Origin of the sequence: Virgibacillus sp. Bac332 (assembly GCF_003667785.1) — a bacterium.
Classification (GTDB): domain Bacteria; phylum Bacillota; class Bacilli; order Bacillales; family Amphibacillaceae; genus Virgibacillus; species Virgibacillus salarius.
The window spans coordinates 1,133,433-1,148,923 of sequence record NZ_CP033046.1; the positions used below are offsets into that span (position 1 = coordinate 1,133,433).

Sequence of the window (15,491 nt, forward strand, 5' to 3'; positions counted from 1 at the left end):
TAATGAAAACGATGATTACTCATTTTATAAAAAAACATCACTTGTTAACAAAGCAGGCAACAGTCCTAGTAGGTGTATCAGGGGGACCAGATTCGTTAGCACTTCTCCATTACCTCCATTCGATAAGGCAGGAATGGGAAATACGTATAATCGCCGTAACTGTCGATCACCAACTGAGAGGGGAAGCATCCCTTGAGGATCTTCGATATGTTAAGCGATTTTGTAAAACGTGGGATATCGAATTTGTAGGAACCTCTGTTGATGTACCGTCCTATAAAAAGAAGCACAAACTAGGAACACAACTAGCGGCAAGAAAATTACGATATAAGTTCTTTGAAGAGCAAATGGAATTATATAATGCCGATTTGCTAATGCTCGGCCATCATGGTGACGATCAGGCAGAAACGATGCTCATGCGTATGGTACGTTCAGCAGATTCACAAGCATTAGCAGGTATTCCTGTTAAGCGGGATTTTGCTACGGGTGCTATTGTTCGACCTTTTCTCTGCGTAACGAAAGAACAAATATGGAATTATTGTGAAGTGCATCATATTAAACCGAGGCTTGACCCTTCGAATCATGAGACAACCTATACAAGGAATTATTTCCGAAAACACGTACTTCCATTAATAAAAGAGAAAAATAGTAATATACATACTACCATACAGCATCTTAGTGAAACGTTAGAGGCCGATCAAGCGTATTTAAATAGACAAGCACAAGAAATGGTCGATACAATTGTGATGTTTGATAAGGAAAGATGCCAGGTTTCATTTGAAATTAAGCTGTTTAAAACGTACGCATTTGCTTTACAAAGACGGGCCTTTCATCTAATATTAAACTATCTGTATACTGATTTACCTAAGGACTTATCCTATGTCCACGAGGAGCAATTTTTTGCATTATTGCATCGAAAAACAGGTAATGCGCAACTAGATTTTCCCTCTGGCTTAAAAGTAGAGAAGGCATATAACCAGCTAAAGTGTCACTTCCAGGATGACCTCCATACAGATTCATATCATATGTTATTAAAGATCCCAGGCAAAACTGTTTTACCTGATGGATCAGTATTCACTACTGAATACGTGGATGAATATCAAGAGCAGTCAGAACAGACCTTTATTTTACAAAGCGGGCAGGCGGCTCTTCCGTTACATATACGTACCAGAAAGCACGGAGATAAAATGCGCTGGAAAGGGCTACAGGGAAGTAAAAAGGTGAAGGATATTTTTATTGATGCAAAAATACCTCGATCTGAACGGGGCACTTGGCCAATTATCACAGATAATAATGGAGAAATCCTATGGTTGGTTGGTTTAAAAAAGGGACTACTTGAGAAACAGGCAGATAATGCCGCATTTATACAATTAAATTATGAAAAAGGCAACATGTAGGAGGAGCAGAATATGCATAATGATATTCAAGAGGTACTAATATCGGAGGAGGAAATCGCAAGCAAGTGTAAAGAGCTAGGACAACAATTAACCGAGGAATATGATGGGAGATTTCCGCTTGCAATTGGAGTTCTAAAGGGTGCAATGCCATTCATGTCTGATATTCTACGACATATGCATACCCATTTGGAAATGGACTTCATGGATGTTTCTAGCTATGGAGGAGAGATGCGCTCTTCTGGAGAAGTGAAAATCGTAAAAGATCTAGATACTAAAGTTGAAGGTCGCGATTTGCTCATAATAGAAGATATCATTGATAGTGGATTAACTCTAAGCTACTTGGTAGACCTGTTTAAGTATAGGAAGGCAAAATCAATTAAAATTGTCACATTACTAGATAAGCCATCTGGAAGAACAGCTGCAATTAAAGCGGATATAGTTGGGTTCGAAGTACCTAATGAATTTGTTGTTGGCTATGGATTAGATTATCAAGAAAAATATAGAAATTTGCCATATATAGGTGTTTTGAAACCAGAGATTTATGGTGGCGAATAATAAAAATAATCAAGTGGAAGAATGAAATAAACCTTGGAAATAAAATGCTGATTTTTCAAGTGAAATTAGTTGTATTTCAACTTTTTTATATGATACGATGTTATATAGTTTTTCCCCGCTTGGGAGGAGGTAAGTAATGAACCGGATATTTCGGAATGTGTTCTTTTGGATACTTATATTCTTCGTTATTATAGGAGTCATTGGGGTATTCAATGGACAAAATGAAGAAGCAAAACAATATAATGTAAAGCAGTTTATGGATGCTTTAAATAATGGCGAAATACAAGAAATGACGATGCAACCAGCAAATGGTATTATTCGTTTTGAAGGGACTTTAAATGATGAGGATAAAAAATTTATTGCTCAAGTTCCTGATAATACGGACATTATAGCGTCAATTACAGAGCAAGCAAACGATCAAAGTGTGCTTAACGTAGAAGAAGAAGAACAACCAAGCGCGTGGGTAACATTCTTAACAACAATGATTCCGTTCTTGATCATCGGACTGTTCTTCCTGTTTATACTTAGTCAAGCCCAAGGTGGCGGCGGCGGTGGCCGAGTCATGAACTTTGGTAAAAGTAAGGCGAAAATGTACAGTGAAGACAAGAAAAAAGTCCGTTTTAAAGATGTAGCAGGAGCAGATGAGGAAAAGCAAGAGCTTGTTGAGGTAGTGGAATTTTTGAAAGATCCACGTAAGTTCTCAGCCGTTGGTGCAAGAATCCCTAAAGGGGTACTTTTAGTAGGACCTCCGGGAACTGGTAAAACGCTACTTGCTCGTGCTGTAGCGGGTGAAGCAGGTACACCATTCTTCTCTATTAGTGGTTCTGACTTTGTGGAGATGTTTGTTGGTGTTGGTGCGTCCCGTGTACGTGATTTATTTGAAAATGCGAAAAAGAATGCGCCTTGTATTATATTTATAGATGAAATTGATGCAGTAGGTAGACAACGTGGAGCTGGACTTGGCGGTGGACATGATGAACGTGAACAAACGTTGAACCAGCTTTTAGTTGAAATGGATGGTTTTGGTGTCAATGAAGGAATTATTATCATTGCAGCAACAAACCGTGCAGATATTCTAGACCCTGCTCTGCTTCGTCCGGGACGTTTTGACCGTCAAATTACAGTTGATCGTCCAGACGTTAAAGGACGTGAAGAGGTATTACAGGTTCATGCAAGAAATAAACCATTGGCTGATAATGTAGATCTGCAAACGATAGCTATGCGTACACCAGGCTTCTCTGGTGCAGACTTAGAGAATTTACTAAATGAAGCAGCACTAGTAGCTGCTAGACAGGATCGAAAAACGATAAATATGCTGGATGTTGATGAAGCTATTGATCGTGTCATTGCTGGTCCGGCTAAGAAAAGTAGAGTTATTTCTAAGAAAGAACGCAATATTGTAGCTCACCATGAAAGTGGACACACGGTGATTGGTATGGTTCTAGATGATGCAGATATGGTTCATAAGGTTACCATTGTACCACGTGGTCAAGCTGGTGGATATGCTGTAATGCTACCGAGAGAAGACCGATACTTTATGACCAAACCGGAATTATTTGATAAAATTACTGGGTTATTAGGTGGTCGAGTTGCGGAAGAAATTATGTTCGGAGAGGTAAGTACTGGAGCACACAATGACTTTCAACGTGCTACAGGAATTGCACGTAAAATGATTACGGAGTATGGAATGAGTGATAAAATTGGGCCATTGCAGTTTACAAATGGTGGTGGTGAAGTATTCCTTGGTCGTGATCTGAACAATGAACAAAACTACAGTGATGCGATTGCTCATGAAATTGATCAAGAGATGCAGAACTTTATAAATTATTGTTATGATCGTGCGAAGAAGATTCTTACTGAGCATAAGGATAAGCTAGAGCTTATTGCCCAAACATTGCTTGAAGTAGAAACGCTAGATGCTAAACAAATAAAATCACTGTTTGAAGATGGAAAACTACCTGAACCTGATCCGATTGAAGACACAGAAAAAGATGATGAATCGGTTAAGGTAAATATCCAATCTAATGATAAAGAAGATACTCCAGAAACGTTTGAAGAGGCAAAAGCAAAAGTAGACAAGAACTTAGACAAAGATGGAATTACAACAGATAACAAGCCTACTTCAACAGATGAAATTACTACCGATAATAAGCCATCATCAAATGATGAAACGGATAACAAAAAATAACGTCATTACAAATAACTATAAATAGAAATGAATATCTAGAGTTTGAGATAAAAGTAAATAATAAACAATAGAAACGAACTATAATTAGTTGAAATTAATTATAGTTCGTTTTTTGATTAAACTAGTAGCTGAAATATGCGAGACTCCTTGAAAAAGAAGAGCGCTTTTCCTGCGAGCGATTTATAACAGACGAATCCTCTCTTATTTTGCGGAACAGCATGATTCCAAAGCTTCACTTGGCCACGTGTATTTCTTTGCCAAGGTAGCTGAGACCGTTCCACGGAATGCGAACATATTTCATGCGTGTTGCGGTAATTATACTCCTATAAGTATTCGTATATTTCCAAGCTCATTCCTTCCTAAGAGCTTATTGCCATAAAGTTTATAGTCTGTTTGTTATATATTCATAACTATGTATGGTATATTAAAAAATGAAATTATGTTGCAGACTAATTGTAAATTTTGTCGTAGAGAAAGGTATGGGAAAGCATGTTGTTTGTACTTGATGTGGGTAACACTAACACAGTATTAGGTGTATTTGAAGGAGATCAATTAAAGCACCAATGGCGGATAAAAACGGATCGTTATAAAACAGAGGATGAGTTCGGCATGCTTGTCAAATCGTTGTTTGACCATAAAGGAATTACACTTTCGGATATGAAGGGTATTATCATTTCATCTGTTGTTCCACCCATTATGTTTGCTTTGGAGAAAATGTGTAAAGACTATTTTCATCTGGAGCCTATGATAATTGGGAAGGAGTCGGTTCATTCCTTTCTAAAGATGCGTTATCCTAACCCTAGAGAAATTGGAGCAGATCGTATAGTAAATGCAGTAGGCGCAATCGAAACATATGGTGCACCATTAATAATAATTGATTTTGGGACGGCAACTACGTTTTGCTATATCAATGATCAACAAGAATATCATGGTGGTGTCATATCTCCTGGTATAAATATATCGATGGAAGCACTGTATAGTAAGGCTTCTAAGTTACCGAAAATTGAAATTCAAGCCCCTGATCATGTTGTTGGTTCGTCCACGGTTGAGGCAATGCAATCGGGTGTATTCTACGGCTATGTTGGACAAGTTGATGGCATTGTCAGACGAATTGAAGCGGAAATGGGTGTGAATGCAAAAGTAGTTGCTACTGGCGGCTTGGCTTCGTTAATTGCTCATGAATCCCAGACTATACAGCATGTAGATCCATATCTAACGTTAAAGGGGCTTTATCTCATTTATCATAAAAATAAGCAATTATAAGAATAAGGTTAATTAGAAAGGAGTTTTACAACATGAAGGACTTTATAATTAAAGCTACAGCATATAATGGAATGGTTCGTGCTTACGCGACAACTTCTACAGATACGGTAGAAGAGGCAAGAAGAAGACACGATTCATGGGCAACAGCATCTGCTGCTCTTGGTAGAACGATAACGATTGCAGGTATGATGGGAGCTATGCTGAAAGGAGAGGACTCCATTACGACAAAGGTAATGGGAGATGGCCCCTTAGGAGGTATTATTGCAGATGCGAATGCAAAGGGTGAGGTTCGAGGATATGTGGTAAATCCACATGTTGATTTTGAATTAAATGCAAATGGAAAATTAGATGTGGCAAGAGCTGTTGGTACTGAAGGTAATATAAGCGTGATTAAAGATTTAGGATTAAAAGATTTTTTCACGGGAGAGGTTCCGATTATTTCCGGGGAAATTAGCGAAGATTTTACGTATTATTTTGCTAATTCTGAGCAAGTTCCTTCAGCTGTTGGTGCTGGTGTATTGGTGAATCCAGATCATAGTATTCTAGCTGCAGGGGGGTTCATAGTACAGGTTATGCCTGGTGCTAGTGAAGAAGTGATTAGTCAGTTAGAGGAGAAAATTCAAGAATTGCCACCGATTTCTACATTGATTCGTGAAGGAAATACACCTGAACAAATTCTGCATCGGTTATTTGGAGAGAATCAAGTAAAAATTCATGAAACCGTCCCTATGGAATTTCGCTGCAAATGTTCAAAAGAACGACTTGAGCGAGCAATAAAAGGGTTGGGTGATAAAGAAATTCAAAATATGATTGATGAAGATCATGGGGCAGAGGCAAGTTGCCATTTCTGTAATCAAACATATCAGTTTACGGAGGAAGAGTTAGAAGCTTTAAAAGGGTAGTATTTTGAAGAGGCTGTCTCATTGTGTCGAATTGAATGTGCTAAAATCCTTTTGATTGATGTTGGAGACAGCTCATTTGTAGATTTGTAAAACTGAGAAAGTAGTTCGTTAAGTTAACAAGTGTTGAATAATACCTTGTTCAGCGTACAGGGGGAGCTAGTATCCATGTCGAAAAAACTATTGCTAGGTGTCATTATAATACTTTTAATAACGAATATTGCTACTTTATTAATTTGGCGTAATGAAGGGGTTAATGTTGGCGATGGAAGGAAGTTGAGTAGTAATGATGAGGTGGCAATCATTGGAAATGATGACATCAGCTTCGCTCAATGGAGTGACTCGCTTCGAAACAACTATGGAAAAAAGCATTTACGATCAATGATAGATCAAGCAGTTGTACAACAATTAGCAGCGGACAAAGGACTAAAAATTAGTGATAAGGTTATAGCTAGAGAAATAGCTATGTTAACTACGATGCAGGGTGTGACTTCAGCGTCAACTTATGAAAAGTTAGAGAAGCAATGGGAAGAAGATATTACATACAGGTATCAATTGGAAATGCTTTTAACAGAGGGGACACCTATTCCAGAGCAAGAAATAAAGAATCATTATAATACATATGGTGATCAATATAACTTTACATCTTCTATGCAAATTTCACATATCGTAGTAGATAATATGGAAACAGCAAATAAAGTTTATCAAGAATTGGAATCAGGTGCCTCATTCAAGCTATTAGCTCGAGAATATTCAATTGATGAATCCTCTAAAGCAGAAGGTGGATATCTTGGCTTTATTTATACAACTAGTCAATTCTTTCCTAATGGCTATGCAGAAGTTGCTGAGAATATAGAAGAGCATTCTTATAGTAAACCATTTGTAGCTGATGATGGTGTGGTAATTCTTTATCTTCATCGCAAGCTACCATCTATTACATTTACGTATGAAGAGATGAAACCGTATATAAAGAGTGAATTAGCATTACATAAACAAAACCAGTCGTTAGATGCCACTCCACTATGGGAAGAGATGGAGATTGATTGGTTATATGGAGAAGAATAGCACGTAACAATAGTCGATGGACAAAATAAGTAGACGAATGCCTAAATATTCCGTATTAGTTGACATTTAGCTGGGTAAAACGTACATTATAATTAATCATACAAAATAACTAGGAATTAGGAGGGAATGTAGTGAAGGTAGCTAATAATATAGCTGAACTTATTGGTGGAACACCAATAGTAAAATTAAATAATGTGACAGACGCTGACAGTGCTGACATCTATGTGAAGCTTGAATTTATGAACCCAGGTAGCTCTGTTAAGGATCGTATTGCCTTAGCAATGATCGAGGCGGCTGAAAAGTCTGGAGAATTGGAAGCAGGAGATACCATTATTGAACCGACTAGCGGTAATACAGGTATCGGTTTAGCGATGGTAGCTGCAGCAAAGGGGTATAAGGCTGTGCTTGTAATGCCTGACACGATGAGTCAAGAGCGCCGCAATCTTTTACGCGCCTATGGTGCAAAACTTGTGTTAACTCCTGGAGCTGAGGGGATGAAAGGCGCTATTAATAAAGCGGAAGCATTACAAAAAGAGAATGGTTATTTTATGCCACAGCAATTCAATAATGAAGCAAATCCGGAAGTCCATGCAAGGACGACAGGTAGAGAAATTGTAGAGCAAATGGGTGATGGCCTAGATGCATTCGTCTCAGGGATTGGTACAGGAGGAACCATAACAGGAGCTGGAAAAGTTTTGAAAGAAAACTTTGAGGGAATAAAGATTTATGCGGTAGAACCTTCTGCTTCTGCTGTGCTATCGGGGGCTACTCCTGGACCTCATAAAATTCAAGGAATTGGTGCTGGTTTCGTACCAAAAATATTAGATACAGACATCTACGATGAAATTTTACGCATCGAGAATGAAGAAGCCTTTGCAACTTCTAGAGAAGTAGCTACTACCAACGGAATTCTTGGTGGCATTTCTGCAGGAGCTGCTGTTGCAGCTGCGAAGCAGGTGGCGAAGAAACTAGGGAAAGGGAAAAAGGTTCTTGCTATTTTCCCAGATAATGGAGAAAGGTATTTATCGACTCCGCTTTATCAATTTGAAGAAGAATAATTAATGCGATTGTCCTTCGCCAGTATCTAATATTTGATACTGGCTTTTTCATTGTTTAGGAAATTATAAAAGAGTGTTGAGCTGCGTCCAGCTCCAACGCCTAGAAACGAGGCGAGTTCATGAATGAACCTACGATAATTCAACATCAGCTCGCAAGCACACCGTGATTCCTTTATCTTCGTTGACTCGCTCCAGTCGCTACATTTCTAATCGGGTGCTTTTGTTCTTGTTTATAGTGGGTCGCCTGCTTGCTTGTTCTGTGATACGATTAAGGGAGAAAATGTCAGGAAAGAAGGTACGGGGCAGTATGAAACTAATTACAAAAGTGAAAACCTACGATCTAAATGAACGTACACATATAATGGGGATATTAAATGTTACTCCAGATTCCTTTTCTGATGGAGGAAGCTTCAACACAATTAACAAAGCAGTAGAACACGCTGTGAAAATGGAGGAGCAAGGAGCGGATATTATTGATATTGGTGGAGAATCTACTCGGCCAAATCATGAACCAGTTTCTCAAGAGGAGGAAATTAAACGCGTAGTTCCCATTATTAAGGCTGTGAAAGAGAAAATAAAAATACCGATATCCATTGATACATATAAAGCTGAGACAGCAAAAGCTGCAATTGAAGCTGGTGCAGATATTATTAATGATGTATGGGGTGCAAAAAAAGAACCGGCGATTGCTCAAGTTGCAAGTGAGTATCAAGTACCTATCATTCTCATGCATAATCGAACGGATTTAGATTATAACAATATCATTGAGGACATGTTGAATGATATACAAGAAAGTATAGATATAGCATTACAAGCTGGCGTGTTGGACCATAATATTATCATTGATCCAGGTATTGGATTTGCTAAAACAGCTGAAGACAATTTGCTCGTGCTGAATCAGTTGGAGGTATTCCAAGAATTAGGCTATCCGCTACTATTGGCAACTTCAAGAAAAAGGTTTATTGGGAATATCCTAAACGTACCACCTGAAGAAAGAGACGTAGGAACAGGTGCAACTACTTGCTTAGGAATTATGAAGGGTGCCAATATGGTGCGTGTTCATGATGTGAAAACAAATATAGAGCTTGCGCAGATGATGGATGCAATGCTGCGCGTGAAAAGAGGTTGACACATGGATAAAATATATTTAAATAACTTACAATTTTACGGTTTCCATGGTTTACTTCCTGAGGAAAACAAACTTGGCCAGCGTTTTCACGTAGATGCTACTTTGTTTTTAGACTTATCTAAAGCCGGAAGTAGTGATAATATGTATCAGTCCATACATTATGGACAAGCCTATGCGTATATAAAGGAAGTAGTCGAAGGCGAAGCCAAGAATCTAATCGAAGCAGTTGCCGAAAGCATAGCCAATAAGCTCTTAACCTCCTTCGATTTACTGGAAGCTTGTACGATTAAAGTTATTAAACCAGATCCACCAATAGCGGGTCACTATCACTCTGTTGCGGTGGAAATACATAGGGAGAAAACGACGAAATGAATAAGGCATATCTTGCATTAGGAACCAATATTGAACCAAGAATTCAATATTTAGAAAGCTGTTTATATGAACTAAGTAAGCATCCAGACATATCAATAATAAATCAATCATCCATTTATCAAACAGTTCCAGTAGGGTATACGGATCAAGCCGATTTTCTTAACATGGTAATTGAGATAAAAACGACACTTGCATCATTAGAGTTACTGGATTATTGTCAGCAACTAGAGCGTGAATTGGGAAGGGAACGGACGATTCGTTTTGGTCCGCGAACAATAGACCTTGACATTTTGCTGTATAATCAAGAAAATAATAAAACGGAGCGATTAATTATTCCGCACCCGCGAATGCATGAGCGTGCATTCGTGCTTATTCCATTAAATGAAATAGCACCAGATATAGTAATACCAGTAAAGGAAAAGCGTGTTGCTGATTTAATAGAAGAGCTTCCGGGAAATGACATAAAGGGTGTAGCTATATGGACAAAAAACGAATCGGCAGACGAATAAAAGCATTTCGTAAATTAAAAGGATATACTCAAATAGATTTTGCAAAAGCATTAGGCGTTCCTCTTTCCGCAATTGGTGGTGTAGAACGTGGCTCGAAGGAATTATCAGAGGAATTACTAGATAAAGTTGCTGAGACATTATCCGTTTCGAAGGAGGAGCTGACATTACAAGAAGTACCACAAGAGGATAATAAATTCTTGGATGGCTTACCAAACGAAAAAAATGAAGAAATTAGGTAGGGGGATGAGCGATCCAAAATGGACGCCTCATTGGCACTAATTGTTAAAAGTAGCTATGGAGGTAATTCGTAAGCATTCTGCCTAGTATCGGGTCTACGTGAAAATGGTAAGGAAAGGCGACGTTAATAAAGCTGAAACGCATGCAGATCTACTAGTATTTTATATGCTAATCGAATGAATAAGAGGAAGCAAATAGAGTTTCCTAAATTCAAAGGATTTCAAAATCTGTCAGTAACCTCTGGTAGGTTTTTACCATTAATTGCGAAAGCTTGAGGCATGAAAGATTTATGTAAATCAGCTATACTTACATAATAGATAAGGACTGGAGTGATAAAGGTGACAGAGGAATTAAATGAACATATGCGAGTTCGGCGTGAAAAGCTCGAGCAGTTTATAGACCAAGGAATAGATCCTTTCGGTGGGAAATTCACACGAACTCATGTAGCAAACGAATTAAAAGAATTATATGATCGTTATTCAAAGGAAGAGTTGGAAGAAAAGGAAGAAAAGGTGACCATTGCCGGAAGAATGATGACCAAACGCGGAAAAGGAAAAGCAGGCTTTGCTCACATTCAAGACATTAGTGGTCAAATTCAGTTATATGTTCGTAAAGATAAGATAGGCGAAGAAGCTTATGAGATTTTTAAGTCAAGTGATATGGGAGATATAATCGGGGTTACTGGGATAATGTTCAAAACTAAGGTTGGTGAGCTGTCTGTTAAAGTAACTGAGTTTCACCTATTAACAAAATCATTACGACCATTACCTGAGAAGTACCATGGCTTAAAAGATATTGAACAGCGTTATCGACAACGTTATTTAGACTTGATTACGAATATGGAAAGTAAAGAAACGTTTGTGTTAAGAAGTAAAATAATTCAAGCGATGCGCAGATATTTAGATGGACAAGGTTTCTTAGAGGTAGAGACCCCGATGTTACATGGTATTCCTGGTGGTGCTTCTGCTCGTCCATTTGAAACGCATCATAATGCATTAGACATCCCTTTGTATATGCGAATTGCTATTGAGCTTCATTTGAAAAGGCTAATTGTGGGTGGATTGGAAAAAGTCTATGAAATTGGACGTGTTTTCCGAAATGAGGGTGTTTCAACTAGACATAACCCTGAATTTACAATGATTGAGCTCTATGAAGCATATGCCGATTATCATGATATCATGTCCCTTACTGAAAATTTAGTTGCTCATATTGCGAAAGAAGTACTTGGTTCTACAACGGTAGCGTATGGAGATTATGAAATTAATCTAGAACCAGAATGGACAAGGCTACACATGGTTGACGCGGTTAAGAAGAAGACGGGTGTAGATTTCTGGAAGCATATGACTGATGAAGAGGCTCGGGCATTAGCGAAGGAGCATGGAGTTGAAATAACGGATACTATGACTTTTGGGCATGTAGTTAATGAATTCTTTGAACAAAAAGTTGAAGAAGGACTAATACAGCCTACGTTTATTTACGGTCACCCTGTAGCCATTTCTCCTTTAGCTAAGAAAAATAAAGAGGATGGTCGTTTTACCGATCGATTTGAGTTGTTTATTGTTGGCCGTGAACATGCTAATGCATTTAGTGAGCTAAATGACCCAATTGATCAACGTGAACGTTTTGAAGCACAGGTGAAAGAACGTGCAGAAGGAAATGACGAAGCCCATCTTATGGATAGTGATTTCTTAGAAGCGTTAGAATACGGAATGCCACCAACGGGTGGTCTGGGTATAGGTATTGATCGTTTAGTAATGTTATTAACGAATTCCCCGTCTATTCGGGATGTGTTATTGTTCCCGCAAATGCGGAATAAATAGATGGTTAGCAGAGAAAGTGGATTATTCCCTTTCTCTGCTTTTTTATAAGTGCGCCAGGCATGGCGACTATCTAGGTGGTGAAAGTCCACTGTGGAGGTACACATCAACCAACCACTAGAGAAGCGCAAGGTGTTTATCGTGAGAAGTCAGTCGACGCCATAGTAGTGATGAAAAAAATCATGAAGGGCTGAACCATTTATAGTGACGCCATGAAATGCACGAAGGATAGACTTCTGAATGTGTTAATGATGAAAGTATGAGCGTATCTCAGGAGGATAGTCAAAATAGAAGTGTTCTTCGTCACGTGAAAGGAAAGGAGAAACGAGTGTGGGGCAAAGAGGTATTCCTTTTGTCTTAGACCGTTATCTAAAAGTACACACGGAGATATAAATTGAACCGCCGTATACGGAACCGTATGTACTGGTGGTGCAAGAGGGGCGAGAAGTTCTTAGCTTCTCCCTCTACTCGATTTAGGAAGGTATATAATTTGTCGCACCCAGAAACGAAGTGACTTTACGAATCGCCTTACGATAAATCATCATCGGCTCGCAAGCTCACCGTGCTTCCTTTATCTCCGTTGACTCGCTCCGTTTCTATTCGGTCGCTTGCGTTTTTTCTCCCTATATATAGAAGATTAACGTTTAATGGTTACGTTGTACAAAGCATAATTCAAACGATATTCACGTTTTATTTAGTTGGAATTGGGTACATTATTTATAATAGATAACGAATTAAAATAGGCTTATTTAAATATTAGAATTTAATAAAGAGTACAAATTAATATTTTGTCTTATTTTCTTTACAAAACCCCTTGATTTCATATTACAAACGTGGTAAATTTAATAACGTTGCTTCACAAGGCAACTGCCAATGCAATTCATAAAATGAATAAAAAAAGTGTTGACACTCAATGCTTTGCATGGTATATTAATAAAGTCGCCAATTTGAACAGCGAAAAAGTTAAGTAAAAAAAGTTCTTGACTTGAGTTGATCAAACTGGTATAATGAAAGAGTTGCTGTCGAAAAAGCAGCAAACTAATTTGCTCTTTGAAAACTGAACAAAACAACCAGTATGTCAAGAGAAAAACATGCAACTGTTTTTTCTTAAAAATAACCAGAAGGAAACTTCTGGAGCAAGCTAAGACATCATAATTAACGGTGTTAATTATGAACAAACTTTTTTGGAGAGTTTGATCTTGGCTCAGGACGAACGCTGGCGGCGTGCCTAATACATGCAAGTCGAGCGCGGGAAGCAGGCAGATCCTCTCCGGAGGTGACGCCTGTGGAACGAGCGGCGGACGGGTGAGTAACACGTGGGCAACCTGCCTGTAAGATTGGGATAACCCCGGGAAACCGGGGCTAATACCGGATAATACTTTTCGTTGCATAACGAGAAGTTGAAAGGCGGCTTTTAGCTGTCACTTACAGATGGGCCCGCGGCGCATTAGCTAGTTGGTAAGGTAACGGCTTACCAAGGCGACGATGCGTAGCCGACCTGAGAGGGTGATCGGCCACACTGGGACTGAGACACGGCCCAGACTCCTACGGGAGGCAGCAGTAGGGAATCTTCCGCAATGGACGAAAGTCTGACGGAGCAACGCCGCGTGAGTGATGAAGGTTTTCGGATCGTAAAACTCTGTTGTCAGGGAAGAACAAGTGCCGTTCAAATAGGGCGGCACCTTGACGGTACCTGACCAGAAAGCCCCGGCTAACTACGTGCCAGCAGCCGCGGTAATACGTAGGGGGCAAGCGTTGTCCGGAATTATTGGGCGTAAAGCGCGCGCAGGCGGTCCTTTAAGTCTGATGTGAAAGCCCACGGCTTAACCGTGGAGGGCCATTGGAAACTGGAGGACTTGAGTACAGAAGAGGAGAGTGGAATTCCACGTGTAGCGGTGAAATGCGTAGAGATGTGGAGGAACACCAGTGGCGAAGGCGACTCTCTGGTCTGTAACTGACGCTGAGGTGCGAAAGCGTGGGGAGCGAACAGGATTAGATACCCTGGTAGTCCACGCCGTAAACGATGAGTGCTAGGTGTTAGGGGGTTTCCGCCCCTTAGTGCTGAAGTTAACGCATTAAGCACTCCGCCTGGGGAGTACGGCCGCAAGGCTGAAACTCAAAAGAATTGACGGGGGCCCGCACAAGCGGTGGAGCATGTGGTTTAATTCGAAGCAACGCGAAGAACCTTACCAGGTCTTGACATCCTCTGCCAATCCTAGAGATAGGATGTTCCCTTCGGGGACAGAGTGACAGGTGGTGCATGGTTGTCGTCAGCTCGTGTCGTGAGATGTTGGGTTAAGTCCCGCAACGAGCGCAACCCTTGATCTTAGTTGCCAGCATTTAGTTGGGCACTCTAAGGTGACTGCCGGTGACAAACCGGAGGAAGGTGGGGATGACGTCAAATCATCATGCCCCTTATGACCTGGGCTACACACGTGCTACAATGGATGGAACAAAGGGCAGCGAAGCCGCGAGGTCAAGCAAATCCCATAAAACCATTCTCAGTTCGGATTGCAGGCTGCAACTCGCCTGCATGAAGCCGGAATCGCTAGTAATCGCGGATCAGCATGCCGCGGTGAATACGTTCCCGGGCCTTGTACACACCGCCCGTCACACCACGAGAGTTGGTAACACCCGAAGTCGGTGAGGTAACCTTTTGGAGCCAGCCGCCGAAGGTGGGACCAATGATTGGGGTGAAGTCGTAACAAGGTAGCCGTATCGGAAGGTGCGGCTGGATCACCTCCTTTCTAAGGATAATTACGGAACGCGAACCATTCTTTACGAATGGTTTGTAAGGACATACTTGGTTGTTTGGTTCAGTTTTGAGAGAGTAAATGATGTCTCTCAAGGGTGAAAGGATCTTCTGTTAAGATCCGTCACGTCCTGTGACGAACGCAGAAGTCACCACATCCTGTGGAAGTTTGTACCTTGAAAACTAAATAAGAGTAACAACGACATCAAACTAAAAGCGGAAGCGAATGTTTAGCGATGTACAGACTGGACTG

Annotated in this window: 12 protein-coding genes and 1 rRNA gene; all 13 read left to right on the forward strand. The window is 40.0% G+C overall.

Going from position 1 to position 15,491, the window contains the following annotated elements:
• Positions 1-2: 2 nt before the first annotated feature.
• Positions 3-1,394 carry a tRNA lysidine(34) synthetase TilS gene (gene tilS, locus D9782_RS05350; protein WP_121604281.1) on the forward strand — a complete coding sequence of 464 codons (1,392 nt, stop codon included), beginning with the start codon at positions 3-5 and terminating at the stop codon, positions 1,392-1,394.
• A 12-nt stretch (positions 1,395-1,406) separates the two neighbouring features.
• Positions 1,407-1,949: a hypoxanthine phosphoribosyltransferase gene (gene hpt / locus D9782_RS05355; RefSeq protein ID WP_026680195.1), complete on the forward strand. Its 543-nt coding sequence runs from the start codon at positions 1,407-1,409 to the stop codon at positions 1,947-1,949.
• A 136-nt stretch (positions 1,950-2,085) separates the two neighbouring features.
• Positions 2,086-4,137, forward strand: a complete 2,052-nt coding sequence (ftsH, locus tag D9782_RS05360) for an ATP-dependent zinc metalloprotease FtsH (RefSeq protein WP_026680196.1) — start codon at positions 2,086-2,088, stop codon at positions 4,135-4,137.
• A gap of 489 nt (positions 4,138-4,626) precedes the next feature.
• On the forward strand, positions 4,627-5,400 hold the full coding sequence (locus D9782_RS05365) for a type III pantothenate kinase (protein ID WP_121604282.1): 774 nt from the start codon (positions 4,627-4,629) through the stop codon (positions 5,398-5,400).
• A gap of 32 nt (positions 5,401-5,432) precedes the next feature.
• Positions 5,433-6,302, forward strand: a complete 870-nt coding sequence (hslO, locus tag D9782_RS05370) for an Hsp33 family molecular chaperone HslO (RefSeq protein ID WP_026680198.1) — start codon at positions 5,433-5,435, stop codon at positions 6,300-6,302.
• A 165-nt stretch (positions 6,303-6,467) separates the two neighbouring features.
• A complete protein-coding gene (locus D9782_RS05375; protein ID WP_026680199.1) occupies positions 6,468-7,364 on the forward strand; it encodes a peptidylprolyl isomerase in 897 nt (298 codons plus the stop codon).
• A gap of 131 nt (positions 7,365-7,495) precedes the next feature.
• Positions 7,496-8,422 carry a cysteine synthase A gene (gene cysK / locus D9782_RS05380; protein ID WP_121604283.1) on the forward strand — a complete coding sequence of 309 codons (927 nt, stop codon included), beginning with the start codon at positions 7,496-7,498 and terminating at the stop codon, positions 8,420-8,422.
• 307 nt (positions 8,423-8,729) lie between these two features.
• Positions 8,730-9,551, forward strand: coding sequence for a dihydropteroate synthase (folP, locus tag D9782_RS05385; RefSeq protein WP_026680201.1), 822 nt, complete (start codon positions 8,730-8,732; stop codon positions 9,549-9,551).
• A gap of 3 nt (positions 9,552-9,554) precedes the next feature.
• Positions 9,555-9,923 (forward strand): dihydroneopterin aldolase, encoded by a 369-nt coding sequence (gene folB / locus D9782_RS05390; RefSeq protein WP_026680202.1) that lies wholly within the window; start codon positions 9,555-9,557, stop codon positions 9,921-9,923.
• A complete protein-coding gene (folK, locus tag D9782_RS05395; RefSeq protein WP_026680203.1) occupies positions 9,920-10,432 on the forward strand; it encodes a 2-amino-4-hydroxy-6-hydroxymethyldihydropteridine diphosphokinase in 513 nt (170 codons plus the stop codon). Before folB ends, folK begins: the two co-directional genes overlap by 4 nt.
• On the forward strand, positions 10,402-10,671 hold the full coding sequence (locus D9782_RS05400) for a helix-turn-helix domain-containing protein (protein WP_051388261.1): 270 nt from the start codon (positions 10,402-10,404) through the stop codon (positions 10,669-10,671). The genes folK and D9782_RS05400 overlap by 31 nt, the downstream gene beginning before the upstream one ends.
• A 336-nt stretch (positions 10,672-11,007) precedes the next feature.
• Entirely contained in the window at positions 11,008-12,489 is a 1,482-nt protein-coding gene (gene lysS, locus D9782_RS05405) for a lysine--tRNA ligase (RefSeq protein WP_121604284.1), read from the forward strand.
• A 1,178-nt stretch (positions 12,490-13,667) separates the two neighbouring features.
• A 16S ribosomal RNA gene (locus D9782_RS05410) occupies positions 13,668-15,233 on the forward strand.
• Positions 15,234-15,491: the final 258 nt, after the last annotated feature.